The 24,781-nt window shown below is 37.2% G+C and carries 20 protein-coding genes and 1 pseudogene; 13 read left to right on the top strand and 8 right to left on the bottom strand.

The genetic code is table 11. The features are described from left to right. The first annotated feature begins 13 nt into the window (after positions 1 to 13). Positions 14 to 2,683 (top strand): bifunctional acetate--CoA ligase family protein/GNAT family N-acetyltransferase, encoded by a 2,670-nt coding sequence (locus C0W29_RS11160; RefSeq protein WP_036790047.1) that lies wholly within the window; start codon positions 14 to 16, stop codon positions 2,681 to 2,683. Between the two features lie 173 nt (positions 2,684 to 2,856). On the opposite strand, the gene C0W29_RS11155 is transcribed toward C0W29_RS11160, so the two are convergent. Then, positions 2,857 to 4,119, bottom strand: a complete 1,263-nt coding sequence (locus tag C0W29_RS11155) for a CynX/NimT family MFS transporter (RefSeq protein ID WP_045044669.1) — start codon at positions 4,117 to 4,119, stop codon at positions 2,857 to 2,859. Positions 4,120 to 4,430: 311 nt separating this feature from the next. Here C0W29_RS11155 and C0W29_RS11150 point away from each other — a divergent pair, with 311 nt between their 5' ends. The 6 genes from C0W29_RS11150 (at position 4,431) to C0W29_RS11125 (ending at position 12,625) form a co-directional block, all read left to right on the top strand. Beyond that, complete coding sequence (locus C0W29_RS11150) at positions 4,431 to 5,291, top strand: DUF4344 domain-containing metallopeptidase (protein WP_235861926.1); 861 nt, start codon at positions 4,431 to 4,433, stop codon at positions 5,289 to 5,291. A 241-nt stretch (positions 5,292 to 5,532) separates the two neighbouring features. Next, positions 5,533 to 9,042, top strand: coding sequence for an intermembrane phospholipid transport protein YdbH family protein (locus C0W29_RS11145; RefSeq protein ID WP_045044668.1), 3,510 nt, complete (start codon positions 5,533 to 5,535; stop codon positions 9,040 to 9,042). Positions 9,043 to 9,062: 20 nt separating this feature from the next. Next, positions 9,063 to 9,278: a YnbE family lipoprotein gene (locus tag C0W29_RS11140; RefSeq protein WP_045041188.1), complete on the top strand. Its 216-nt coding sequence runs from the start codon at positions 9,063 to 9,065 to the stop codon at positions 9,276 to 9,278. A 32-nt stretch (positions 9,279 to 9,310) separates the two neighbouring features. Beyond that, positions 9,311 to 9,640, top strand: a complete 330-nt coding sequence (locus C0W29_RS11135; protein WP_045044667.1) for a YdbL family probable chaperone protein — start codon at positions 9,311 to 9,313, stop codon at positions 9,638 to 9,640. A 113-nt stretch (positions 9,641 to 9,753) separates the two neighbouring features. Beyond that, positions 9,754 to 10,701, top strand: coding sequence for a YeiH family protein (locus C0W29_RS11130; RefSeq protein WP_045041186.1), 948 nt, complete (start codon positions 9,754 to 9,756; stop codon positions 10,699 to 10,701). Between the two features lie 208 nt (positions 10,702 to 10,909). Continuing rightward, positions 10,910 to 12,625, top strand: coding sequence for an amidohydrolase (locus tag C0W29_RS11125; RefSeq protein ID WP_201775675.1), 1,716 nt, complete (start codon positions 10,910 to 10,912; stop codon positions 12,623 to 12,625). 83 nt (positions 12,626 to 12,708) lie between these two features. Here C0W29_RS11125 and C0W29_RS11120 read toward each other — a convergent pair whose 3' ends face one another. The 3 genes and pseudogenes from C0W29_RS11120 to C0W29_RS11115 form a co-directional block, all read right to left on the bottom strand. Then, a complete protein-coding gene (locus C0W29_RS11120) occupies positions 12,709 to 14,649 on the bottom strand; it encodes a M60 family metallopeptidase (RefSeq protein WP_036790033.1) in 1,941 nt (646 codons plus the stop codon). Positions 14,650 to 14,886: 237 nt separating this feature from the next. Further along, positions 14,887 to 15,177 (bottom strand): annotated as a pseudogene (locus C0W29_RS21995) (hypothetical protein); the annotation flags it as partial. A 23-nt stretch (positions 15,178 to 15,200) separates the two neighbouring features. Next, entirely contained in the window at positions 15,201 to 15,437 is a 237-nt protein-coding gene (locus C0W29_RS11115) for a hypothetical protein (protein ID WP_045041183.1), read from the bottom strand. Between the two features lie 339 nt (positions 15,438 to 15,776). Between C0W29_RS11115 and C0W29_RS11110 the strand changes: the two genes are divergently transcribed. Beyond that, positions 15,777 to 16,331 (top strand): SPOR domain-containing protein, encoded by a 555-nt coding sequence (locus C0W29_RS11110; RefSeq protein ID WP_045041182.1) that lies wholly within the window; start codon positions 15,777 to 15,779, stop codon positions 16,329 to 16,331. 113 nt (positions 16,332 to 16,444) lie between these two features. Here the strand turns inward: C0W29_RS11110 and C0W29_RS11105 are convergent, their stop codons facing one another. After that, the gene (locus C0W29_RS11105; RefSeq protein WP_045041181.1) at positions 16,445 to 17,782 is read right to left on the bottom strand and encodes a DEAD/DEAH box helicase; all 1,338 of its coding nucleotides are present in this window, start codon (positions 17,780 to 17,782) and stop codon (positions 16,445 to 16,447) included. A gap of 223 nt (positions 17,783 to 18,005) precedes the next feature. On the opposite strand from C0W29_RS11105, the gene C0W29_RS11100 reads away from it, so the two are divergent. Next, on the top strand, positions 18,006 to 18,611 hold the full coding sequence (locus C0W29_RS11100) for a DUF2238 domain-containing protein (protein WP_045044666.1): 606 nt from the start codon (positions 18,006 to 18,008) through the stop codon (positions 18,609 to 18,611). 73 nt (positions 18,612 to 18,684) lie between these two features. On the opposite strand, the gene galE is transcribed toward C0W29_RS11100, so the two are convergent. Continuing rightward, positions 18,685 to 19,704 (bottom strand): UDP-glucose 4-epimerase GalE, encoded by a 1,020-nt coding sequence (galE, locus tag C0W29_RS11095; RefSeq protein WP_045041179.1) that lies wholly within the window; start codon positions 19,702 to 19,704, stop codon positions 18,685 to 18,687. A gap of 288 nt (positions 19,705 to 19,992) precedes the next feature. Between galE and C0W29_RS11090 the strand changes: the two genes are divergently transcribed. After that, positions 19,993 to 20,919, top strand: coding sequence for an alpha/beta fold hydrolase (locus tag C0W29_RS11090; RefSeq protein ID WP_045041178.1), 927 nt, complete (start codon positions 19,993 to 19,995; stop codon positions 20,917 to 20,919). 59 nt (positions 20,920 to 20,978) lie between these two features. On the opposite strand, the gene C0W29_RS11085 is transcribed toward C0W29_RS11090, so the two are convergent. After that, positions 20,979 to 21,191 carry a DUF465 domain-containing protein gene (locus C0W29_RS11085; RefSeq protein WP_045041177.1) on the bottom strand — a complete coding sequence of 71 codons (213 nt, stop codon included), beginning with the start codon at positions 21,189 to 21,191 and terminating at the stop codon, positions 20,979 to 20,981. A gap of 339 nt (positions 21,192 to 21,530) precedes the next feature. Between C0W29_RS11085 and C0W29_RS11080 the strand changes: the two genes are divergently transcribed. The 3 genes from C0W29_RS11080 to C0W29_RS11070 all read left to right on the top strand — a co-directional run bounded on the left by C0W29_RS11080 (position 21,531) and on the right by C0W29_RS11070 (position 23,821). Continuing rightward, positions 21,531 to 22,583 carry a GGDEF domain-containing protein gene (locus tag C0W29_RS11080; RefSeq protein ID WP_045044665.1) on the top strand — a complete coding sequence of 351 codons (1,053 nt, stop codon included), beginning with the start codon at positions 21,531 to 21,533 and terminating at the stop codon, positions 22,581 to 22,583. A gap of 9 nt (positions 22,584 to 22,592) precedes the next feature. Continuing rightward, a complete protein-coding gene (locus C0W29_RS11075; protein WP_036790004.1) occupies positions 22,593 to 23,108 on the top strand; it encodes an NUDIX hydrolase in 516 nt (171 codons plus the stop codon). A gap of 155 nt (positions 23,109 to 23,263) precedes the next feature. Then, positions 23,264 to 23,821, top strand: coding sequence for a manganese efflux pump MntP (locus tag C0W29_RS11070; RefSeq protein WP_036790002.1), 558 nt, complete (start codon positions 23,264 to 23,266; stop codon positions 23,819 to 23,821). Positions 23,822 to 23,878: 57 nt separating this feature from the next. Here the strand turns inward: C0W29_RS11070 and C0W29_RS11065 are convergent, their stop codons facing one another. Beyond that, on the bottom strand, positions 23,879 to 24,763 hold the full coding sequence (locus C0W29_RS11065) for a metal ABC transporter substrate-binding protein (protein WP_173425423.1): 885 nt from the start codon (positions 24,761 to 24,763) through the stop codon (positions 23,879 to 23,881). Positions 24,764 to 24,781: the final 18 nt, after the last annotated feature.

The following is a 24,781-nucleotide window of genomic DNA, read 5'->3' as shown; positions in this document are numbered from 1 at the left end:
GAGGGATTAGCTTATGAGTAACATTGCGGCTTTTTTAAAACCAAATAGTATTGCAGTAATTGGCGCATCGAATAATCCACAACGGATTGGCTATATTGTGATTCGTAATCTGTTAACAGGTTGTTTTAATGGCCCTATAATCCCTGTCACCCCCAAGTATACCTCTGTAGCAGGGATCCTTGCTTACCACAGTATAGATGCAATGCCTATTACCCCTGATATTGCGATTCTTTGTACTCGCGCAGAGTATGGGCCCGAGATTATTACGCAGCTTGGAGAAAAAGGCGTAAAAGCAGTTATTGTCATTGCTGCAGATATGACAATAACGACTACAAAGAATAAAGCCGTTAACTATCAGCAACAGATGTTAGTCAATGCCCAGCGCTATAATATGCGTATTGTCGGTCCAAATAGTATAGGGATTATTCTACCTTGGCTTAACCTTAATGCGTCAGTGTCTCCTATCCCTGCCAATAAAGGTAATATCGCCTTTATTTCACAGTCAGCGGCCGTATGTACCACTATTTTAGATTGGGCTCAAAATAAACAAATCGGCTTTTCGACTTTTATATCACTTGGAGATGCTTGTGATATTAACTTTGCTGAACTACTTGATTTCTTAAGTCAAGATACTAAAACAGACGCTATTTTGCTCTATATAGACAGTATCAAAGATGCAAGGCAGTTTATGTCAGCAGCCCGTGCAGCAGCGAGAAATAGACGCATCTTAGTGTTAAAGAGTGGCCGTACAATGGCTGGGCGCTCAGCTGCATTGCTTCATACATCAGGTGAAACTGGCCTTGATGAAGTTTACGATGCCGCCATTCGTCGTTCAGGTATGTTACGCGTTCATACCACCCATGATCTATTTGCGGCGGTTGAAACCTTAGCGCATTCAGTTCCATTACGAGGAGAACGACTGGTTATTCTCACCAATGGTGGCGGTCCTGCCATTATGGCCGTAGATGCGCTATCTGATCGTGGTGGAAAATTAGCAACACTAAGTGCAGAGACAATTAACAAGTTATCTCACGTATTACCCGCATACTGGCCGCAAGCAAACCCAATTGATATTATGGGTGATGCTAATATCGAGCGTTATCAACAAGTCCTTAATATTTTACTTGATAGTGATGATTTTGATGCGCTGCTTATCATGCACAGCCCTTCCGCTATCGCCAATAGTACCCAAACTGCCCAAATAGTGACTAACACTCTCCACCAGCATTCGCGTAGTCAGCGCTTTAATGTCCTTACTAATTGGTCTGGTGAAAATGAAGCAGCCGAAGCTCGTTCTATTTTTACCCAAGCGCATTTACCCACCTATCGTACTCCTGAAAGTGCAATATCGGCTTTCATGCATTTAGTCGAATACCGCCGTAACCAACGCCAATTAATGGAAACACCACTATCTTTTGGTGAAATCACGGCTGACCCTCATTATGTTCGTAGTGAAATACAACAATTGCTGCGCCAAAATCGCCATCATCTCGAAACCCATGAAATACGCCCATTACTTGAAAGCTATGGCTTTACCACTCTTCCAACATGGATAGCTTCCGATGCTGCAGAAGCTGTACATATTGCAGAACAAATCGGTTATCCCGTCGCAGTGAAATTACGCTCAGCTGATATTCGCCATAAATCCGAGATTCACGGGGTGGTATTATACCTACGAGATGCTAACGAAGTTGCTAACGCTGCTGATGCGATCCTTTCTCGCGTCGCATTACACTATCCTAGCGCGCGTATTGATGGATTATTGATCCAACGTATGGCTGATCGCTCAGGAGCGCAAGAATTACGAATTGGCATGTATAACGATCCAGTATTTGGGCCAGTGATCATGCTTGGTGAAGAAACTATACATTGGGATATTAGCCGCGATGCCGTGGTTGCGTTACCGCCGTTAAATATGGCATTGGCGCGTTATATGGTGATCAACGCTCTCAAACGTCACAAAATCAAACAACGCAGTAGCTTAGAGAAAATATCTATTCCTGCTTTGTGTCGCTTATTGGTTACGATTTCACAGATGATCATTGATTGCCCTGAAATCAATGCATTTGATATTCATCCCTTACTCGTCTCTGGTGATGAACTAACAATTATTGATGCCTCGATGGATATTGCAATCTTTGATGGTGATATTCAGCAACGATTGGCGATTCGTCCTTATCCTAAAGAATACGAACAATTATGTCAGTTAAAAGACGGTAAACAGGTATTGCTGCGTCCGATCTTACCCGAAGATGAACCCACCCATAAATCGTTTATTAGTCAGGTATCAGAAGAAGATTTATATAAGCGCTTTTTCTCTGATATCGGCGAACTAAATCATGAGGCCTTAGCTAAATTTACTCAGATAGACTATGACCGTGAAATGGCATTTGTTGCGGTTTATGATGGCATGATTATCGGCGTTGCGCGCGCATTATCAGATTCTGACAATAAAGAAGCTGAATTTGCGATTTTAGTGCGTTCAGATATCAAGGGCACAGGTTTAGGTGGTATTTTGATGACCAAATTGATTGATTATGCCAAACAGCGAGGGTTATCTACGCTTACGGGTATGACGATGCCAAGCAACCGTGGCATGATCACATTAGCGCAAAAAATGGGCTTTGAAATTGATGTTCAAATAGCTGATGGTGTCGTTGATATGCTATTACCATTAAAATAGCCATCAAATAAAAATTTACACGCACTGCATCATTGGTGGTTATTAATGCTGCAGTGCGTGGTTTACAGCGCTACCTTTTACCTCCAAAGATATTATTTATTCCCAATGATATCTTTAGTTGGGCAGTTATCTGCTGTGATTTTTTTAAATATTTAACCGCTTTTATCTATATCTTAATAAGATTCAATTTGCTTTTTAGTGTCATCGATAACGATATCTTTACCATCCTTAGTCCGAACAATGACATGTGAACGACCTGCAAATAATGCTAATACAATTAATATAATACAGAAGCTAGATACCATTAATAATGGTGCATGCCAACTACCCGTTCTCTCATGTAAGAAACCAAAAACAATGGGGCCTGTTGCTGCTAGTAGATAACCCATACATTGGGCCATACCAGATAATACTGCAGCTTGTTGTGCATTATGAGTACGGATACCGACTAGAGATAGACCAAGAATAAAACCACCACCGCAGCCGAAACCAATACAAACAACCCATATAACAGCATGTTCAGGGGCGAATAATAGTCCGATAATACCAATAAATGTGAGTAGCGCCATTACTACACTTATACCACGCTTATCTTTCATTTTTACCATTAGTGGAATAAGTACTAATGCTGGCACTGCTGTTGAAAATTGGAGAATACCTTCAATATAACCCGCTTGGTTTTCTGTATAGCCGTTATGAGTTAGAATACTTGGTAACCAACTGATAAATATATACATAATAAACGAATTAATACCAAGAAAAATTGTCACCTGCCAAGCTGCAGCTGAACGCCATAAATAACTATGGCTATCAATATCTGCGGTATCTGCCGATGGACGAGTATGTCTATTCAATTGTGGTAACCATACTAAGATAGCTATCACAGGAAAAATGATGATACCAGCAAGGGAAAATGCCCAGTTTGGAATAGCGGTAATATGTAGTTTGTCTGATAAATAAAATAAAGGAATAGCGACACTAGAACTAATAGTTGAACCAATACCCATGACAAGTACATAAACAGCTGTTAATGTCGGCACTTGAGTTGGGAAATCTCTTTTTAGCAAACTTGGTAACAATACATTACCTATAGCAATACCTACACCAATAATACAAGTCCCCAAAAAGAGCATGGTAGTTGAACCAGCAGAACGAACAATGACACCTATAGTCATTAGCACGAGTGCTAACATCAATGAGGGTTCAAGTCCCACCTTTCTTGCTAGACCAGAAGATATTGGCGAGAAAATAGCAAAAGCTAACAAAGGCAATGTGGTGAGCATCCCTGCTTGTGTCGCTGATAAATTAAGAGTCTGAGAGACAAAGTCTAGAATAGGACCTATACCTGTTATTGTTCCTCGAAGAGTAGCTGCAATTAACAATATTCCAGCGATCAACAATACTGGGCCTTTACCCTTACTAAGCTTGTGAGGCATATTTATTTTCTATAAAGTATAATTATTGGTATGCAATACTACGCCTACCTACCCCTTTTGCATCTAGATATAGTGACAACATATAGCAATAAACAGTCAATTATTATCAACTTACTTTTAGTAAAATTAATAAGTTATAATTTTTACGTATGGATAACTTTATTTTAAGTTTAAAGCTTCATTTGTTAAGTTAGGGTAAGCTTATGATTTAATAAATACATTTTATTGAATCCTAACAAAAATAAGTCAATGCTGCTGTAATGCTATAATTATCAATAATGATACATCTATAGCAGTAATGAGGTGGTAACGTGAATAGACATGATCTCACTTTTAATCAACCAGCGTATACAAAACCTTCACGTTTATCGCCTCTAATAAAGCTTCTATGCGGCTTTCTGTACCTAACAATGTGTTATTTAAGCTATGCTGGCACTGAGCATCCAACCGGCGGGCAATATGGTTTAGCGTTAGATCCTGTTGCTACCGTCAACTTTGTTTTTATTCCCCCCGTTAACCTACAACAACAGCAAGCAAAAGATATTGTTCAACACTCATCTATTCTGACAACCATTAAACAATTGAGCCAAACCCGTTATATTTTCGCACCTAGTTTAGAGATTATATTTGGAAGTGTTAAGGGGCCTGATTATAATTCCACCCAACAACAAATTCAGATTCCTTACCACTACATTACTCAGCTATTACAGCATATTCGTGATACAGGTATTTACCCTACCCAACAGCAACGTTATCAAGCGACAGCCGATGCGTTATTAGTAACGTTACTGCATCAAATCGGACATGCGTTTATTCTTGATCGAGCTATCCCTGTATTAGGTAACAGCGAAAGTACTGTCGATAATTTTGTCACTATTTTACTGCTTAATGATGTCGACCGAGGAGATGAAATTGCGATTAATTCAGGTCGTTTTTTCAGTATACATGAACTTAATAACTCAACGCTTAGCACTAATCACTTTATTCAACAACATGGTCTTACTCCACAGCGCTATCAGCATGTTTTATGTTTAGTCTACGGTAGTAACCCCAACCGTTATCAGCGTTTATTTGATTCATTCCCCTTAGCACAACGTCAACAGCAGCAGCGTCAATGCCAAACTATATTTTCAACTACTCACAAAGGCTGGCTTTATTATTTAGACAATTAAATGAATAGACAATTAAATGAATAGACATTCAAATCGCCAAGTCTAACCCCGTATTTTTTGCAACCAAAAGCATATTTAGTCATTTTACGGTCAAATGTTATTGAATGATTTTTGTCGACAACATTCCAATGATAGAATCATTTGTATGTCTAAATATACAGCTAATGGTTATTATTTAAGTTAATTTCACAACTTATTGCTACCATTGGATCATCATTTTATTAATAGGTGAACTATCGCAGTGAAATCTAACCCGCGCAATCCCGAGCCATCACCACCAGCAAGTCCTCGGCCATCGCGGTTACATACAGGTACCAAGGTTGGTTTATCATTATTGGTGATCATACTATTAGTACCGATTATTGGTTTTATATGGCTCAGTATTAATGGCATCACAATTACGGGTCTTAAAGGACTACGCTATGATGGTGAAGTACGTGCTGAGCTAATTTCATTACGGGCATTTAGTTACAATGTCACTTTCCATGATCTTTCTTTAAAACACAATATTGATCCGGACAATTCCCTTGATGAAGGCAGTTATCGGCTTTTCGCTAAGAAATATGAGATTGAACTCTCTCCTGCTGCGACAGCAATGTTAAAACAGCAAGACATTTACCTACGGTATATTCACTTTTTTGATGCTACTTTTAAATTTGTTGATTTCTCATCTCCGTTAGCCATTAATGCCCATGCCCGTAAGGTAACAGCCTCTGCTGCACACAGTGATGGTAAAGAGCCTGCAGCCACACAAATTATAGAACAGGTTGATGTCACCATCAGCAATAGTCCACATCTGGTGATCTCGGGCCATTCTGACAAAGGACGATTAAATCTATTCTTTCCCCATTATCAACCATCGCCCCATTACCCATTACGCTTTATCGATAGTCAATTTTCAATTGCTTGGAAAGGCGACAAAACACCCGTTTCGGTCAAGATCGCGTCACTCCATCCTGAATGGGAAACGCTTAATAACACTTTGCCTGAACAAATTATCACTAAATTATCGTTAGCGTTTGATCTCAAACGTAGTCTACCGACAATGAAATTAATTGCTAAGACAGCAAAACTGGAACAACCTAAATACTTACCTGAATTCGTTAATCGTACCGATATCGACAGCAAAGGATTTCATCTTGGGCAAACCATTGCAAACCTTGCCCGCTTACCCGTTAATAAATTTAAAATAAAGTCATTTACTTACGGTGATTTATTAATTGACGCTAAAGTGATTTTAGAAACACCACTCACTTCAATAGCATTAAAAACACCCAACCAGCCCCTTACTAATCCTATTCCATCAGAGGATATAGATAGCAGCAAAACCTCCTCTCATAAGACAACAGCAGAAAAGGCTAAAAATAAACAACAACGTCAACAGCGAGAGCAAGCCCGCAAAAAAATAGAGCAGCAGGCCAAAGATTTAAATATTGCCACAGCAGACAAAACTAAAGCTCGTTTTATTGTGCGAGGTAAAGCCCTGGCTCCTAATCCATATCAACTTGATGTTAATATTCACCACTTATCGAAAACGGATGCCCGCGTACACACTATTATGACTCGCAGTGATGGTAATAATCTTAATTGCGACGCTAAAATCATTTTTCAACAACCACTACCGCAATACTTAAATTGCAATGCCAACTTTAAAAACACCAAAGAATTTACTGACCGTTTAGGATTAAAAGATGTTCCTGATGCAAAAATAAATGGGCCATTACGCTTTTATGCTAAACAGGTTGTAAGCAGCTTATCAAAAACCACCCAACCGATGGTCATTGATAACAAAATTGTAGATGCGCATTACCTTATTGGGATTGAATTACCATCCTCTTTTACGATTGAACTCAACAAATACGCATTCGCCGCGCCATTTCTACATTCTAAACAGAAAAGTACTCGTCGTAATAATGCACCGAAACATGTTGCTAATATTCAGATGAACAGTGATGGTAAAATAAATTTTGATGTCAACTATCAAAATAAGTTATTCCGTGTGGCATTGAGTGATAAAAATGAGACGATCCGTTTTAAAAATGCCAAAACAAAATCTGAATTTGATTTCTTTATCGATGATCTCAATTGTCTGTATCCCAACCTCCAATGTCATATTGATGCCAACATTAATGCGAGTATTAATACCCTACAACCTATTGTTGACAGTAAAATTGATAAGGTTCTTTTTAGCTCAAAAGTAAAGGCAACCTGGGCTAATAATTATTTAATCTCACAGCTCCAGCAAACCCGTTTTCAAGCAAAAAAACTAACATTTGAAGGTATTCCAACCTTAGCCAACAGTAATAGTAAGAATATTGATTTCAGTTTAAATCAGCTAATTGGTATTTTTGAAAAACAAACAGACCGGCTGGCATTAACACTTTATCAGCCTAAAAATACGCAAGCACAATTAAGTGCTCAATTATATGCGCGCCACCAGGCGACAAAAAAATCACAACCTGCAGACTATAAAGCGTTGTTGAATGTTGATGTCAGTAAGTTCTTATTACACCATGAAGTATTATTTAAAAGCGATACTGTGACAGCAGCAGTAACTGACATCTCGACCTCTAAAGCCAAAATGGCTAAAAAAGTCGAGCCTAAAGAACCCCTTAAAGCAGCCCCGCTTACATTCTCTAGTGATTTCAAAATTACCATGGGAGCCGCGCAGCGTAATCATAAGCAATTACTGCCACCGACTAATCTTCATGGTAATTTTCGTTTAGCGAATAACACCCTACAAGTTGAAACAACCTTAGCTAATCCATACGATGATATATTAGCGCAAGTAGATGTTAATGCAGACTTAATTACCAAGAAGACCAAGGTGAAATTACACCATCGAACAATTGTATTTACGAAAAAAAATAGCTTAAAAAACTATTACTTCCCGAATCTATCTTTGCCGCTTGATATTACTGATGGCAGTATCACCACCAGCGCATCATTCATTATTGATGATAATAACCAACTAACAGGAACAGCTAACATTAGCACTGATCAACTTTCAGGCAATTACCGAAATATTGATATAACCCAACTTAATAGCAGCCTTTATGTCGCGTTCTCTCCAAATGGTATTCGCACGCTGCGTCCGATGGCTTTATTTGCCCAACAAGTTAAAGCGGGAATAACGTTAACAATGCCAAGCTTAATTCTCGACCTTGATACCCAAACAGACCAATACACATTACATCGAATATCAGCCAATTTATTTGGTGGCAGTTTAAGTGCACATAGCATCAGCCGTACCAACTTACGTAATTTAACATCCATTCCAGTGACAGTGTTTGGACTTAACATTAATAAGATAACGGATCTTATTGATCATGAAGGCATAGAGTTCACAGGGATCCTTGATGGAACGATCCCTATCTCTATTGTTGATGGTAAACCAGAGATCCATAGCGGTGTATTACAATCTCGTCATCCAGGCGGTGTATTACGCTATCTTGATGGGTCTGTCATCGATAAAAAAGTAAAAGCTGCCGGTCACCATAGTCCTTTAGTGGTAAGTGAGATCCTCAAAAATTATCATTATCGTACTCTCGCGATTAAAGTTAACTACGCTAGAAATGGTGTATTAAAAACGCAATCACATCTTAAAGGCTATAACCCTGATTTCCAGTACGGCCGCCCTATCAATATCAACTTAGCCGTTGAGGATAATATCCTTGAACTCATTAAAACAATTAACATGATCAATGCTTCAGAAATCGAACAAAAAATCAGTGAGCATTTTAATCACTAATAACACCTAAAGGTATCATCATGAATCGTTTGCAAAAAACATTACCTCTATCTACTCTCTATAGCATAGCAATAATGATCACTATGTTATTGCTTAATGGATGCACACCCACAATACAAGTAGCCACATCTGATAAACCGATAGAGGTTAATCTTAACGTTAAAATTGAGCATGAAATAAAAATAAAAGTAGACAAAGAGATAGAGCAGCTCTTTGATAATAAAGCGACATTTTAATTTTCACCTTCTCTTTATCAGGATAATATTCTATGAAACGTATCATCCTTAGCTGTTATCTAATCTCGTTATTATTTTCCCATTCAGTCTTTGCAATTAACTTACAACAAGCCAAACAACAAGGACTTGTTGGTGAAGCTAAAAATGGTTTTATTGCTGTCATCAAATTAGATAATAATGCTAACATTCACCATCTCGTAACGACGGTAAATAATCACCGCCAAAATACCTATCACGCAATTAGTCAATCCCATGATTTATCGCTTATTGAGGTAAAACAGCGTGCTTATCATAAAGCAATAGAAAAAACACAACCTGGAAATTTCTATCAAGATAGTAACGGAGCGTGGAAAAAAAAGTAAAAAGCACACATTAAATTACTCTTAACCCTCGTTTCAAAATATTTAACTAAACGAAATAGAATGACATGCGTATAATTTAAGATCTCATAAATAAACAGACTTTAACTACAAAAATGACATTAAATCAAAAGATTAGAAACCTAAGACCTGCAGATATTGTTTTTATAATTGCCGCAGTTATATGTTTAGCTCCTTTCATTAGTTCACCAATAGCATTGATTCTAGGTTTCACTTTAGCTAGTTTTGGTTTAGTGCCCACTCAATTTAATCTTGCAGCCTTAACAAAAAAACTTTTGTCATATTCCATTATTGGTTTAGGTTTTGGGATTAATTTAAATGAAGCAATTGAAGCTAGTCGTCAGGGGCTAGGACTGATTATATCTTCAATCTTCTTTACCTTGTTTTTAGGTTGGATAGCGACCCACTTTTTAAAGCTTGATAAAAAAACTGGTCACTTAATCGCAGCTGGTACCGCTATTTGTGGTGGTAGTGCCATTGCAGCAGTATCGCCAGCAATTAATGCCCGTGATGATCAAACTTCATTAGCATTAGCGACTGTATTTGTACTTAATGCTGTTGCACTGTTTCTTTTCCCTGCGGTAGGTCATTTATTAGAAATGAGCCAGCATGCTTTTGGTACTTGGGCTGCAATTGCCATTCATGATACATCATCAGTTGTCGGAGCTGCGGGCTCTTATGGTGATGAAGCGTTGAAAACCGCCACCACGTTAAAACTCGCACGTGCGTTATGGATTATTCCTGTCGCTTTCGGCAGTGCATTAATGTTCAAAGGTGATAGTAAGAAAATTGGTATACCTTATTTTATTGTCTTCTATTGCCTCGCTATTTTAATTGCTCATTTTGTTCCACAATTTCATTCAACATATATCCTTATTTTTGATGCTTCAAAACGTTTATTAGTCGTATGTTTATTCTTAATCGGATCAGGAATTACCGTTAATAAACTACGTAATGCAGGACACAAACCCTTATTATTAGGAGTGGTGCTTTGGTTGGCAATTGGTACAGCGTCACTAACTTATATTGAATTATTTCTTTAAATAATAAGTAACTACCCTCATATACCTTTAAGCCAGATACATTATCTGGCTTTTTGTATCACTCTCGCCACAAACTGCCTTTATTACCAAGAAATTATTGCCTACATTTAACTGTCCCATCTATAAATTTAAGTATTTAAAAATTTTAGTGCTATCAATATGTATGTAGTCACTAATATTTTTATTATTCTTAACACGGATGTAGTCAATGAAAATTCCACAATTAAAACTTATCTCAGCCTTAATATCATCGTTGTTAATTATGGGATGTAATGAAAAAGACCCGACTGTTAGCGCTGATGCTATTTATAGCGGCGGTAATATTATCACCATGAACGATGCTCAACCATCAGTTCAAGCTATTGCGGTTAAAGATGGGAAAATTATTGGTGTTGGTGATACCAATAAAATTAACGAAACGTTTAAATCAACAAATACTCAGCTGATCGACTTGAACAATAAAAGCTTACTGCCCGGTTTTATTGACGCACATAGTCACTATTTCAATTCATTACAAGTTGCTAATCAAGCTCAAGTTTATGCGCCACCATCAGGTACAGGTAAAGACGTTGATAGTATTCTTACCGCAATAAAGAAATATGCCGACGAAAATAACGTCCCTAAAGGTGAACTGATCATTGCTTACGGTTACGATGATACCGTAATGCCAAATGGTCGCTTACTCAATCGTGATGATATCGATAAAGTTTTTCCTGATAACCCTGTTCGTATCGATCATGTTTCTATGCATGGTACGGTCATGAATAGCCTTGCTTTAAAAAAATACGGTTACAATGATCAAACAGTCACTCCTGCTGGCGGCGTTATCGTTCGTAAAGAAGGCACCAATGAACCTTATGGTTTAATAATGGAGACAGCTTTTCTTCCCGTACTTGCACAAGCAGAGGTTATGTCGGCTGAGCAAGAAATTGCAGCAACTAAAGCAGGACAGCAACTATATGCTCAAAATGGTATTACGACGGCTCATGAGGGAGCAACCCATCTAAATCAATTTGAAACAATTAAACGGGCATCTGATGCCAATGCCAATATTATTGATGTTATTGTTTACCCTTTCATTACTGATGTTGATGCTATTTTAGCAAAGTACCCAATAGATCAATGGCTGAAATATAACAATCATTTTAAAGTGGGTGGAATTAAAGTGACTATCGATGGTTCACCTCAAGGCCGTACCGCCAAATTTACGACGCCATATTTAGCTGGCGGTCCTGCGGGAGAACAACATTGGTTAGGTGAATTGACTTTCCCACAAGACACTATTAACACCATGATCAAAAAGGTTTATGACTTAAATGTCCCTTTAAACATACATGCTAATGGCGACGGTGCCATTGATGCCTTTTTTGAAGCTCATCTATCTGCAGCCAATGGTGATCTGACTAAAGATCGTAACATTACAATGATCCACGCTCAGTTTTCGCGTAAAGATCAATTAAGTAAATTTAAAGAATATAAGATCCGCCCTTCTTTCTATACCTTACATACCTATTATTTTGCAGACGCTCACCTTAAAAATAGGGGCAAAAAGCAGACTGACTACATTAGTCCAATGCGAGATGCGATTGATATTGGCCTCCACCCAACGAATCATACTGACTTTGTTGTTGCACCATTAGATCAAATGATGATGCTTTCATCTGCTGTTAATCGGTTATCTCGTCATAACGAAGTAATAGGAACAACGCAGCGCATCACACCACTTGAAGGCTTAAAAGCGATGACTATTTGGGCTGCAGAGCAATATAACGAAGAAATGAATAAAGGCTCTCTTGAGGTAGGAAAACTTGCTGATATGGTTATCCTCGATAACAACCCACTGACTATTGAACCAACAAAAATTAAAGATATTAAGATTGTAGAAACAATAAAAGAGGGTAATACCATTTACATGGCCAAATAATATAAAGCCATAAATAAACGTATTGGCGTCATCCATGACGCCAATAACCTTTAATTTCCATGCTAAATAACCTAAATTACTTATTAGTTAGCATAGATAACATTTTCTAATTGACCATTTTGCTTACCAATAACCACCGTAACCGGTTGATTAGGCGTTAACTGATACTGTTTAGAGATAAGCACTTTATTGTTTCTAAACGTCACATCTGCATGTTCACAAGCATTATTCTCACAGCTGAAAATCACATAACCATTTGAATACGCTTTTAAGGTAAAATCATCTCGATTGAAACGGCTACGTTTAACCTTCACTGTGATTTTATCTTTCTCTGAATTTGACCACATACGTATATCGTTAACACGGTGCTTATAAGTCACGGTGTTTGTTTGTGGTGTTTCAAAGACTAATTTAATTTTATCGCCTTTGTTGAGACGCTTTTTAGTCGCCACTTTCACAAGAGCATTGTCTGGATCGACAGTTAAATCAAACTCATCACTCTGATTATCTTCAATTTTTCCTAAATAACGATTGTTAACATAGACTGTTACCTTATGTTCAGGTAGCCAGGTACGGAAGTAATCATAAGCAAATTTAATCTTTTTCGTTTTAGGGCGATAATGAATAGCTACATCTTCACCAAACTCATAATCCTGTTTAGTTATTGATAAATCACTATTTTCCCACATCCCTGTCGATGGTTGTAAGTAACGAGAGTATCGGTTCATGTTAATATTCGTTTCACCACTTACAGGTATACCCCAGTGTTTAAAATACTCACGTAAATCATAACCGGTTGCCAAACTAGCCTGTTGTATAAATACCTGTACTCGCTTATCTTGAGCAACATCATATAAAAATGGCAATTCTTGGTATCCATTACGCATAATAATACTCATGCGTTGGTAAAAACGTGGCCCAAAGGTGAGATCAAGTTGCCAGAATAAACCGAGCTTATCAAATAACCCTAGTTGTTGACCAAAGAAGTCTTTTTCTGAGCTCGATTGATCAAGGTAAGGAAAAATATTGTTATTCCAACGCGAGACAATATTACTACCATGGCCTAAGGTCTGACGGATCTTTTGTGAGGTAATATTAACAGTTACTTCGGTCATACCACTAAATTGTAAATAACGCGGTTGCAAAGTGTGACCATACTCGTGCCACGGTCCCCAACCTCGAGTGCCATTTAAGTAATCAGTATCAACAACACGTAAAAACCCACTATCAGTACCCGTACCTAAATGATAACTACTGGCGTACATTGCTCCAAAGCCATCTTCACCAACATCAAGAAATAATAATTTATGCTCAACAGGTTGATGCAGTGAATTCAAATCATCTGAAAAACCATAATGTTGCTGACCCCAAGTTACAATATTGTCCCAACTCTGCATTAATTCAGTAGGATTAGTAATACCATATTGCTTAAACTTAGCTATCGGACCTGTAATAATCATTTTATTCGACACTAAATGAATATTAGGTACTGTTGCATCATCAAGCATCGATAAAAAATCATTATCACTATGCGTATTTAACTTAAAAACTGGCATTTGATGTCCACCAGTTACCGTCACTTCAACTGGACTATTTGTATCCGTTAAACGATTATCAATATACACTTCCCCATCAATAGTCGCTTTAACGTAATAATCAGTCGTATAATTAAATGAGACACGCTGCTCACATAGTTTATTTTTTGTTAGTTGATTAATACATAAGTGAATATTTCCCGTCCCAGCAGGACTTAAGCGTAAATACTCTCCCGCTTTAACATAAATAGATAAAGGGATAAGGTAAGTAAGTCCCCGATTAGGACGTAATTTTTCGATCATGAGACTGTCTAATTTAGACTTACTAAACTCAGGTGAGACAATGACAGTATCAGACACATCTTCATTAATAGGAAAGACAATTATCGGTGGGGGTCCCGGTGGCGTTGATGCAAAAACATGATTGTTAAATATCATCAAAACAGCAAAAATATAACCTAATAAATGATATCGATTTATGGTATTCATTTCTAACTCCTTAAGGGGTTAAACATCGAATAAAAAGCCCGATAAGCACCACAGAATCCTTGATTCTAGTTATATTGTAGAAGATATAATTCGAGTTATTCTCATAAATAAGACAAATTTATTATCAAAATGAAAAAAAAACGCCATTTCTTCTTTACAATTTTAGAAGTAATAGAGATTTATATTGAGGAATGAAAGTGTTAGCGCTATTTAATCAATCATTACTGTATTTTAATTAGATCCTTGCATGATCGCATTGCCATCAGGCTTACAGATCAAAATGATCAACGCAGTAATAGCGAGTATAACGATCGCGATCGTATACGCATTCCCATGACGGATCCATCAAAGTTAGCACGTAACGCTGGGAACGCTGGGAACGCTGGGAACGCTTCCATGATGACACCGCCAACGCACCAAATCAGCAACATCTACCGCAGTAATAGAACTTACAACAATAGCAAACGGTGAGGCAATAACTGCCATTCCTAATGGACGGCGAGAACGAATACCACTACGACGACTAATGTATTATGACAAATAAGAGAGAATTAAGGTTCAATTTCTACTTTTACGGAAGGTGTTAATACTTCATAACAGCTATTCTTCAGCTGCCGCTCACTCATTTTTAGCCATAAAACAACCAACAAAATTACAAATGCACTTAAGTCACATAGCGCACTAATGAGTCCTGTCGTGACTAATGACGCTGCAATCAATAACATTGCAATAACTGCAGCAGCTATTCGTCGTTTACGATCATTAACTCTTAGTAGGTATGCTTTCATTAATAACGATCCCCCCCCTAATATTGTTACTAATATGTTAACCAATAATTGGGGTTTTAAAAAAGATCATTTACCTCTATGAAAGAGTAAAAAAGCATATAGCAATATTATTTTATTAATTATTCAAGTCAATATAACTTATTCTCATTTGGTATAGTTGACTTGGTTAAAAAACACACATCTAATCATGAAAGCGTAATTATCATGTCAATATTCTGCCGTTTTTAGCTACAATACACCCTAAGTATAAAGGCATTTGTAAATTGTGATATTCACATTATAAAACTTAATATACTAATACCACATTCACAAATCATTACATATTCTTCGGAGAAAATAATGGCATCTCGTACGCTAAAGGCAGCAGTTGTCTTAGGGCTATTTGCATTATCTGGTTGTGCATCATCTAACAGCCCTTGTGATTCAAGTTACCTATTACCATCGAAACTTGATAATGCAAACCTTCAATGTCAACAAACACCTGCTGCAACAGTCGCGCCAGAAACTACAGTAACTAGCACACCCGTTGTTGATAGTGACTACATTGATAATGACAATGCCCATCTTGCTGATGAAGAGTCAATGACAAACGATCAAGCATTTGGTGATATTAACCCTTCACACTTTACCGTTCAGATTTTGGCATTAAGTGAAGAGCGTAACCTACGTGGTTATCTTCAGCCAATTACTGGTAATCAACCAATTTGGGTTAACTGGAAGCACGCACTAAACCGTAATTGGTATGCCGTTATTTACGGAAATTACGCAACCCGTGAAGAAGCAAAACAAGCTATTCAAACATTGCCAGCCAATGTCCAAGCACAAGGTCCATTTGTATTAAGTTTTGCTGCAGTTAAAGCAGATAAAGAAGGCCAAGTGTATCAATTGCGTTAATCGCACTGCTGCTATTTAACTGAATAGAGAAATAAAAAAACCAGACACTAGGTCTGGTTTTTTATATCCCGCTATAATTAATAGCAAAGATCAATATCATACATTAATGATTATTAGTCATCTTGGCTAACATCAGTATTGCGTTTTTTCTTAGGCATAAAGACATCGTTACCCACCGCTTGGTTTTCGTAAAAACGCTTATCAACTCTCTTTTTCGCTTTTGGTGCGTGAGTTTGTTTTGCTGAAGTCGTCGAGTTCGTTGTCGTTTTCTTAACAATCTTCTTCTTCGGTGCAGGTTTAAGGCCTTTAAACTTACCAACCAAACCTTCAATTGTAGTGAACTCAATTTTTTGCTTTAAGAAAGCTTCAACTGCTTTAAAACTCTTCCAGTCTTTAGGTCCAACTAATGAAACAGCATCACCTTTATTACCCGCACGGCCTGTACGACCAACACGGTGAACATATTCTTCCGCGTGTTTTGGCATATCAAAGTTAATAACCAACGACACACTATCAATATCAAGACCACGTGATGCGATATCTGTTGTCACAAGAATCTTATGACAGTTACGCTCAAACTGACTCATGATACTATTACGTTGAGTTTGATTTAGATTACCACTCAATGCTACAGCTTTTAGTTTACGTTCGTTTAACTCAGCCGTTAAGCGATCAGTATCTGCTCGAGTAGCTGTAAAGATAATAACTTGATTGTAATCTTCAACTTCAAGCACTTTATCTAACAATGCTTGCTTATGATCTAAATGATCACACAAAATAAAACGCTGAGTAATATCAGTATGTTCTTCTGCTGAGTGGCCAATTGAAATACGTTTTGGTGTATCCAACATCTCTGATGCCATTTCCATTACATCAACGTGATCCATCGTTGCAGAGAACATTAATGTTTGACGACGACGGTGATTGGCCGCTTCATTAATACGACGAAGCTGTGGTTCAAAACCTAAATCAAGCATACGATCGGCTTCATCAAGAATAAGCATTTCTAAGCCATCAAGATGAGTACTACGATGTTCAAGGTGATCAGCAAAACGACCCGGTGTTGCAACCACAAACATTGGATCATTACGTAATGCTTTTACTTGATCGTTAAAGTTTTCGCCACCAACAATCAACGTTCCATCGTAAGGTGTGCCAGCATTAAGTGTACGTAGTTGCGCAAAGATTTGTTTCGCTAATTCACGTGTTGGTGTCAATATCAAAACACGAGGATCACGACGTGTGAATGGCTTGCTACGATACATACGTTGCATCGCAGGTAATAAAAATGCCAGAGTTTTACCGGAACCCGTTTTCGACGACGCCAAAATATCTTTGCCTGCAATAGCAACAGGGACTGCCGTTTGTTGAATTTCGGTTGCTCGATCAAACGCCAAATGATTCAGTTTTTTTAATAGGCGTGGGTCTAAGCCAAGATCTTTAAAATGCAAAATGATGCTCCGGTAAAAACAACTCAATCTATGAGTGTGTACTGTCAAATATGATGTATATCACAATATTGTGAAAACATTAGCTGGAAATTATAACACAAACCAATTTTAAAAAACCTAAAATAAGTCATCACAACCGCGTTAACATATTGATAATCTTTCTTGCCATATATACAGCAAAAACGTTACTCTTTAAGCCAATTGTTTATTATAAGGAATTGAAATGATTGAGAACAAATACCCCAAATGGCTAGCACTATGCTATACCATCTTCTTTATTGCACTTGGGATCAATCCCGCTTTTCGTGCCGTATGGGTAGCGGAGGCTATTCCCCTTATCATTGTGTTCTTATTTTTAGTTTTTAGTTACCGTTATTTTGTATTTAGTAATCTCGCCTATACGCTAATGGCTATTTGGCTGTTATTGCATAATATTGGTGCCCATTACACGTTTGCAAATGTACCTTTTGACTGGGTTAACCATATTCTCGATTCTAACCGTAATCACTTTGATCGCTTAGCCCACTTTTCAATTGGATTTTATGCTTTTCCTATTGCTGAGTTTTTAGTACGTAAAGGACATTGCAAACCAATTATTGCAGCACTATTTGGCTTATTTGCCATTATGGCAACAGCGGCAGCTTATGAAATCATCGAGTGGTGGTACGCAGCAAGCGCAGGCTCTGAGGCGGGCATTGAATTTTTAGGCTCTCAAGGTGATATCTGGGATGCACAAAAAGATATGTTAGCAGACACTCTTGGAGCAATATCGAGTTTAGCGATCTTCTTTTTTGCGAAAACATATAACGTCAAAAACAATAATCAATAATCAATAATCATTATTTTTAAACAATAAAAAGGCGCTTATAATGAGCGCCTTTTTTATTCAATCCAAAATGTACTTACTCTGCGTCAGGGTAACCATCTGGATTAGTTGACTGCCAACGCCATGTATCTTGAGTCATATCATCAAGCGTTAGTTTTGCTTCCCAATGCAATTCAGCTTTCGCTTTAGCTGGATCAGCCCAACATTCAGCAATATCACCAGCACGACGCGGCGCTATTTTATAAGGGATTTCAACACCTGAAGCAACTTCAAATGCTTTTGCCATTTGTAACACACTGTTACCGTTACCAGTGCCTAGGTTATAAATGTGTAGACCCGCTTGACGACCTTTATGAGTTAATGCAGCAAGATGGCCATCTGCAAGATCAACTACGTGAATATAATCACGTACACCTGTACCATCAACTGTTGGATAATCGTCACCGAACACAGATAAAAACTCACGACGACCAACAGCTACTTGAGAAATAAATGGCATTAGGTTATTAGGAATACCTTGTGGATCTTCACCCATTGTACCCGATTTATGTGAACCTACTGGGTTAAAGTAACGCAATAATGTCACACTCATTTCAGGATATGCATGTTGAATATCAGCGAGACATTCTTCTACCATTAGCTTACTGCGGCCATATGGATTCGTTGCACTGGTGGGAAAATCTTCAGTGATTGGCACTGATGCAGGATCACCATAAACTGTCGCTGATGAGCTAAAGATAATCGCATTCACACCAGCTGCACGCATAGCTTCAACAAGTACTAATGTACCACTAACATTATTATCGTAATACTCAAGCGGCTTTTCTACTGATTCACCTACTGCCTTAAGTCCTGCGAAATGAATCACAGCATCGATATCATTTTCAGTAAACACATTATCTAAAAATTTACGATCACGAATATCACCTTTATAGAAAGCAGGCGTCACACCAGTCAAGCTTTCAATACGCCCTAATACCGTTTCTTTACTGTTATATAAATTATCAACAATAATCGGGGTCATACCCGCTTCAATCATTTGTACACAAGTATGACTACCAATGTAGCCCATGCCGCCAGTAACTAATACACGCATGGTGTCTCCTAGTCGTTAATAGGTAGTTTTAAGACAAATATTAATACAAATCCGTATGGTAATAACGCGATATTATATAAGTATTTATTATAGAATGAGATTATGCTATCGATTGCTCTCTTTAGCAATATACTGATCCACATAATTTTAAATTTTGACATAATGCTAACTAAAAAAACAAATGCCAATTCACAAACCTTATTTTTATTTGTATAGATATCTAAAAATTTTCTTACCGCAAGCAATAAAACAGTGTATCATTGCGATTTTTAATGACCTGAGTAAGCTATGAAACGAATCTTGCATTATTTTATTCTGTTATTAACTTTGCTTTTCGTAACAACTGGCTGTGAAGTGGTACGTTGGAAAACAGAGCACGACCAATCATCGCTAAAAAAAGAAGGGTTCAGTAAGCATCAAATGACCTTAACTGAGGGGGGTCAATTAACCTATTGGGAAGGAGGTCAAGGCCAACCTTTACTTCTATTACATGGTTTTGGTGGTACTGCTGCAGCTACGTGGAAAGCTGAAATGATACAGCTTAGTAAAAAATACCATGTTATTGCGCCAGATTTACTATGGTTTGGTGAATCTTATAGCGATAACTCAGCTCAACTAGCTACTCAGACTAATGCTATTTGGCAGTTAGTTGATAAATTAAAGCTCAATAAAATTGATGTCGCAGGCATCTCTTATGGCGGCTTTATTACCTATGATATGATGCTTACCCCTGAACGTATAAATAAAGCAGTGATTATTGCGAGCCCTGGACCGCTGTTTAATGATCAAGATTTGAATGATTTAATTAAGCGTGCAGGTATTCAATCACCTGAAGAGTTATTTGTACCTAACAATGGGGATGATGTTAAACGTCTTTATGATAATGTGTTTATCTCTAAAAAGATCATTCCTGATTTTATTGCCAATCAAATCTATCTCGATTATTTCTCACAATGGAAGCCACAGCGCACTCAATTAATAAAAACATTGCCTAATGATCGTGATCGTATTCAGCAATATGATCCCAAAAAATTACCTCAGACATTGTTAATATGGGGAGAGAATGATCAAATTTTCCCATTAAAAAGTGGTATAAAATTGAGCCAATATATTCAAGCTCCTATCGTTGTCTTGCCTAAAACGGCACATGGTATTACTAACGAGCAACCAGCAATAACGGCTAACCTGATCGATAACTTCTTATCGACTCAATAATCATTGTTATTATAGATACAACAAAAAAGAGAAGCCTAAGCTTCTCTTTTTTCATCTATTTATTGCGTTTTCTGCTGTAAATAGATAAATATTTCATCTTTCAACAACAACTTCTCTTTTTTAAGTTGCTCAATGAGTGTCTCATCAAAACCATTAGAGGATGTCATCATATTAATTTTATCATCTAACTCATTATGCTTTTTAAATAGACGATCAAAATGCACATCATGACCTTTTAGTGTTGAAATTAAGCTTCTATATTCTGGAAACATTGTCACTCCTAGTCACTATTAGATACACTTTAATTTATACTAAAATAAGATAAACATTCATGGCTACAGATCTCATTTTTAATCATTTAATCTAAAAAAACGTCACTCATATCAAAAAAACATACTTCACAAGTTTTTATACTTTATATTTATACAGTTATAAAATTAAAGTATTCACAAAGACAATCAATAATAACAATAAGATCCTTTGTTAATATATTAGCTTACATTAAATTAAAAAAATAATTAGACATCAATCACAATACTGATATGCTTCCCAGAAAAATGCATTATGTATTGCATCCTCTCTCGTGATGTTATAAGGGTCTGTTCCATACCATGGCTACACTGATTAAGAGCACTCAACTCCAAGCGACAAACTTTGCTTATATTGAACTTAGTGAGAAAACATTAAAAAAACAACTTTCATTATTATTCCCTTTTTCTGGCGCTATCTGTGCTGTTATTGCTTTTACTTATTTTATTTCACAGCAAGGAGATTATTTCACAGTTGTCGGCATATTAGGTATGACATTGTGTTACACCCTAGCAGCATTAAATAGAACCCTATTTTCAGCAACTATTCTTTTTTGGATCTTTTTAATTGCAACCACACTTGTTTGCTCTAGTGGTTTTTATTTTACTGGTGCTCGTCACATTAGTAATACCATTGGATTAACGATTCCATTATTAAGTTTTTTTGCTTTACAAATCAGAACAGCAACTTGGTATAGTGCTATTTTTGGATTGTTGTATATTGTGCTAAGTGTGTCTGAAATAACCAACAAACACATGCAAATTTCATCAGCACTCCAAAACATTTGTGCTTACTCTATTATCTTTGTGATGGCTTTTTTATTATCCCGCCATCGTTATGATGCTATTTTGCAAGTTAAAAGAACCACCACCAATGATTTCCTTACTGGGTTATTAAACCGTGAAGGGTTACTGCCTCTTTATCTAAATGAGTCATCTCGATGTAAGCGTTATCGCCGTGATATTTCGATGCTATTAATTAACATCGATAAATTTAGAGAGGTTAATGACCGTTTTGGCCTTGATGCGGGAGATAAAACGCTAATGATGTTGGCAAAATGTCTCCGCGAAACATGTGATAAAAACATGCATATTGCACGTCTAAGTAGCCAAGAATTTTGTATCATCATTCCCGACGCTGACGTTCCAGCTGCTGAGCAATTTGCGATTAAATTTCGTGATGAAATTAGTCAATGGGTATTAGAATTAACCACCGGACATCAGATCAATATTACAGTTAGTATCGGTATTACTAATATTGAATATCAAGATTTCAGCTACGACTATATCAAAGCAGAAAGTGCATTGATGCGAGCAAAACGTTGGGGTTATAATCAAATAGCGACCAACGAATAGAGAATAAAAATGACTATAATCAAACACTATCAATGGAAATGTTTCAGTATTGAAGAGCAGCCACATACACTACCCGATGGTAGAGAGATGGCTTTTACTACGCTTATTCATCCAGGTGCTGTTGTTATTATTCCGATTGATAGTAATGGTGATCTGGTTATGGTGCATCAATATCGGCCAGCAGTGAAACAATGGTTACTTGAATTTCCAGCTGGCACTATTGAGCCTGATGAAGATATCTTAGTCTCTGCACAACGAGAATTGGCAGAAGAAGCTAACTTAGCAGCCAAACAATGGCATGCTTTAGGTGAATTATTACCAGCACCTGGATTTTGTGACGAAATTCAATATCTGTATGTTGTAAAAGAGCTCACACCCACTCAAGGTGAGCTTGATGATGACGAAATCATGGATGTTGTCACTTTTTCTGTTGCTGAAATAGAACAAAAAATAGCATCTAATGCTATTAAAGATAACAAAACCTTAGCTGCTTTTCTAAAAGCACGACTTCTTGGCTATATTTAAACACCACTAATAATCATAAACATGTTGAGATATTTGATTAATAAATATCGCAACATGTTTAACCTTATCCATATATGCAAAATTAATATCCACACAAATACATCGCGTTAATCTTCATTTCAGTTTATAAAAGCATTTTTACGAGATGATATATCGTGTCTTTCTTACTCGCTTTGATATTCTCCCTTTCATCTAATCTCGATAATTTTGTTATTGGCCTTACCTATGGCGTAAAAAATGAAAGGATCCCACTTGTTTCTAATGCAATCATTGCTTTTATTACAGCATTAGTTACTTATGCCTCTATGCTTGGAGGGCAATTAGTTACTCAACTCATTCCCCATAAAGTATCAAATGAACTAGGTTCTGTTATTTTTATTTTAATGGGCACATGGTTTATTTGTGCTGATATGTTAAAAAAACAGCAACAAAAAGAAGAAAAACAAAGCACTGTACTTAATTTTAAAGGTGCAGTTATGCTTGGTCTATTACTATCAATTAATAATATTGGAGTCGGTATTTTAGGTAGTATCACCCATCTGAATATTTACTTGGTTGTCGCATTAACCTTTATTACCGGTATGATGCTAACTTATGCAGGAAATAATATCGGTGACAGTATTATTGGCAAGCTTGTCGGAAAATATAACGATTTGATCTCTGGTGGATTACTGATTTTATTAGGTGTTTTATCATTATTCTTTTCGTTTTAAACACTCGAAGCCCAGTCCTTATATAGTTTCAACTAAACTGGGCTTCGATTAAACGAATTACAAACTAATCTGCCAACGTTGTAATGGAGCGTTAGAATCAATTCCAGCTCTTCCCCAACGATCAACACTATCAACCACCATTACATTTACATTTTTAGGCAATAATGCTTGTTGTGATGACGTAAGTTTCTTCGTCGTTAATAACCATAAACTATCATCTTCAGTTAATAAATTAGTTAGCTTAGTCTTATCAGATGCAGTCCACTCTAACTCCGGTGTTGTTAAACGTTCAACAACAAACAGTTGATTACCCGATGCAAAATCCTCAAGTTCACTGGAAAGCAATACCACCGAATCTACACCAGCTTCCATCAATATTCTTTGTTGATTATTAATTAACTTACGAACATCATTCATTAATTGCTGCTGATTTTTTTCTATTTGTTGTGCTTTTTCTGGCCATAGCTGTTGTAAATCATTACTGACAATTGCCGCCATACGGCTAAGGTTAGTCGGATTCAACCACGAATAAATTGAGGTTGAACCATCGGCTAAACGTAATGCGGCAACACCTTGTGCTCGTGGCGAAATAGCTTGTGATGCATCTATCTCTACTATTTTAATATTACCTTGTCGCGCATGAACATAAAGCGGATCTTGCGGCCAAATAGCGCCTAATGTTACGACTGCTTGTGCTTTTTTACTGGCCTGCTTCGTTACCGCCTCCCCTTTTGATGCAAACCAATTAGGTAGCCGCGTCACCCCATAACGTTTAGGCGGTAAGAATTTTGTAGTAATGCCCGTATCCTGAGTGAGTTCTGATGCCAACATATAAGTGACAGGCGTTGCTGTTAAAATATCATCAGCATAAACGGCAGTAGTATAACTCCCCCCTGCAATGATAAGAGCCAATATAGAAACTGATTTTGCGAGCAAACGCATTGGAGGTTGCTGAACTTT

Origin of the sequence: Photobacterium kishitanii (assembly GCF_003026355.1) — a bacterium.
In the GTDB taxonomy this organism is placed as follows: Bacteria; Pseudomonadota; Gammaproteobacteria; order Enterobacterales; family Vibrionaceae; genus Photobacterium; species Photobacterium kishitanii.
The sequence above is the reverse complement of the archived record's forward strand: the minus strand, read 5'-3'. Positions and strand labels throughout refer to the sequence as shown.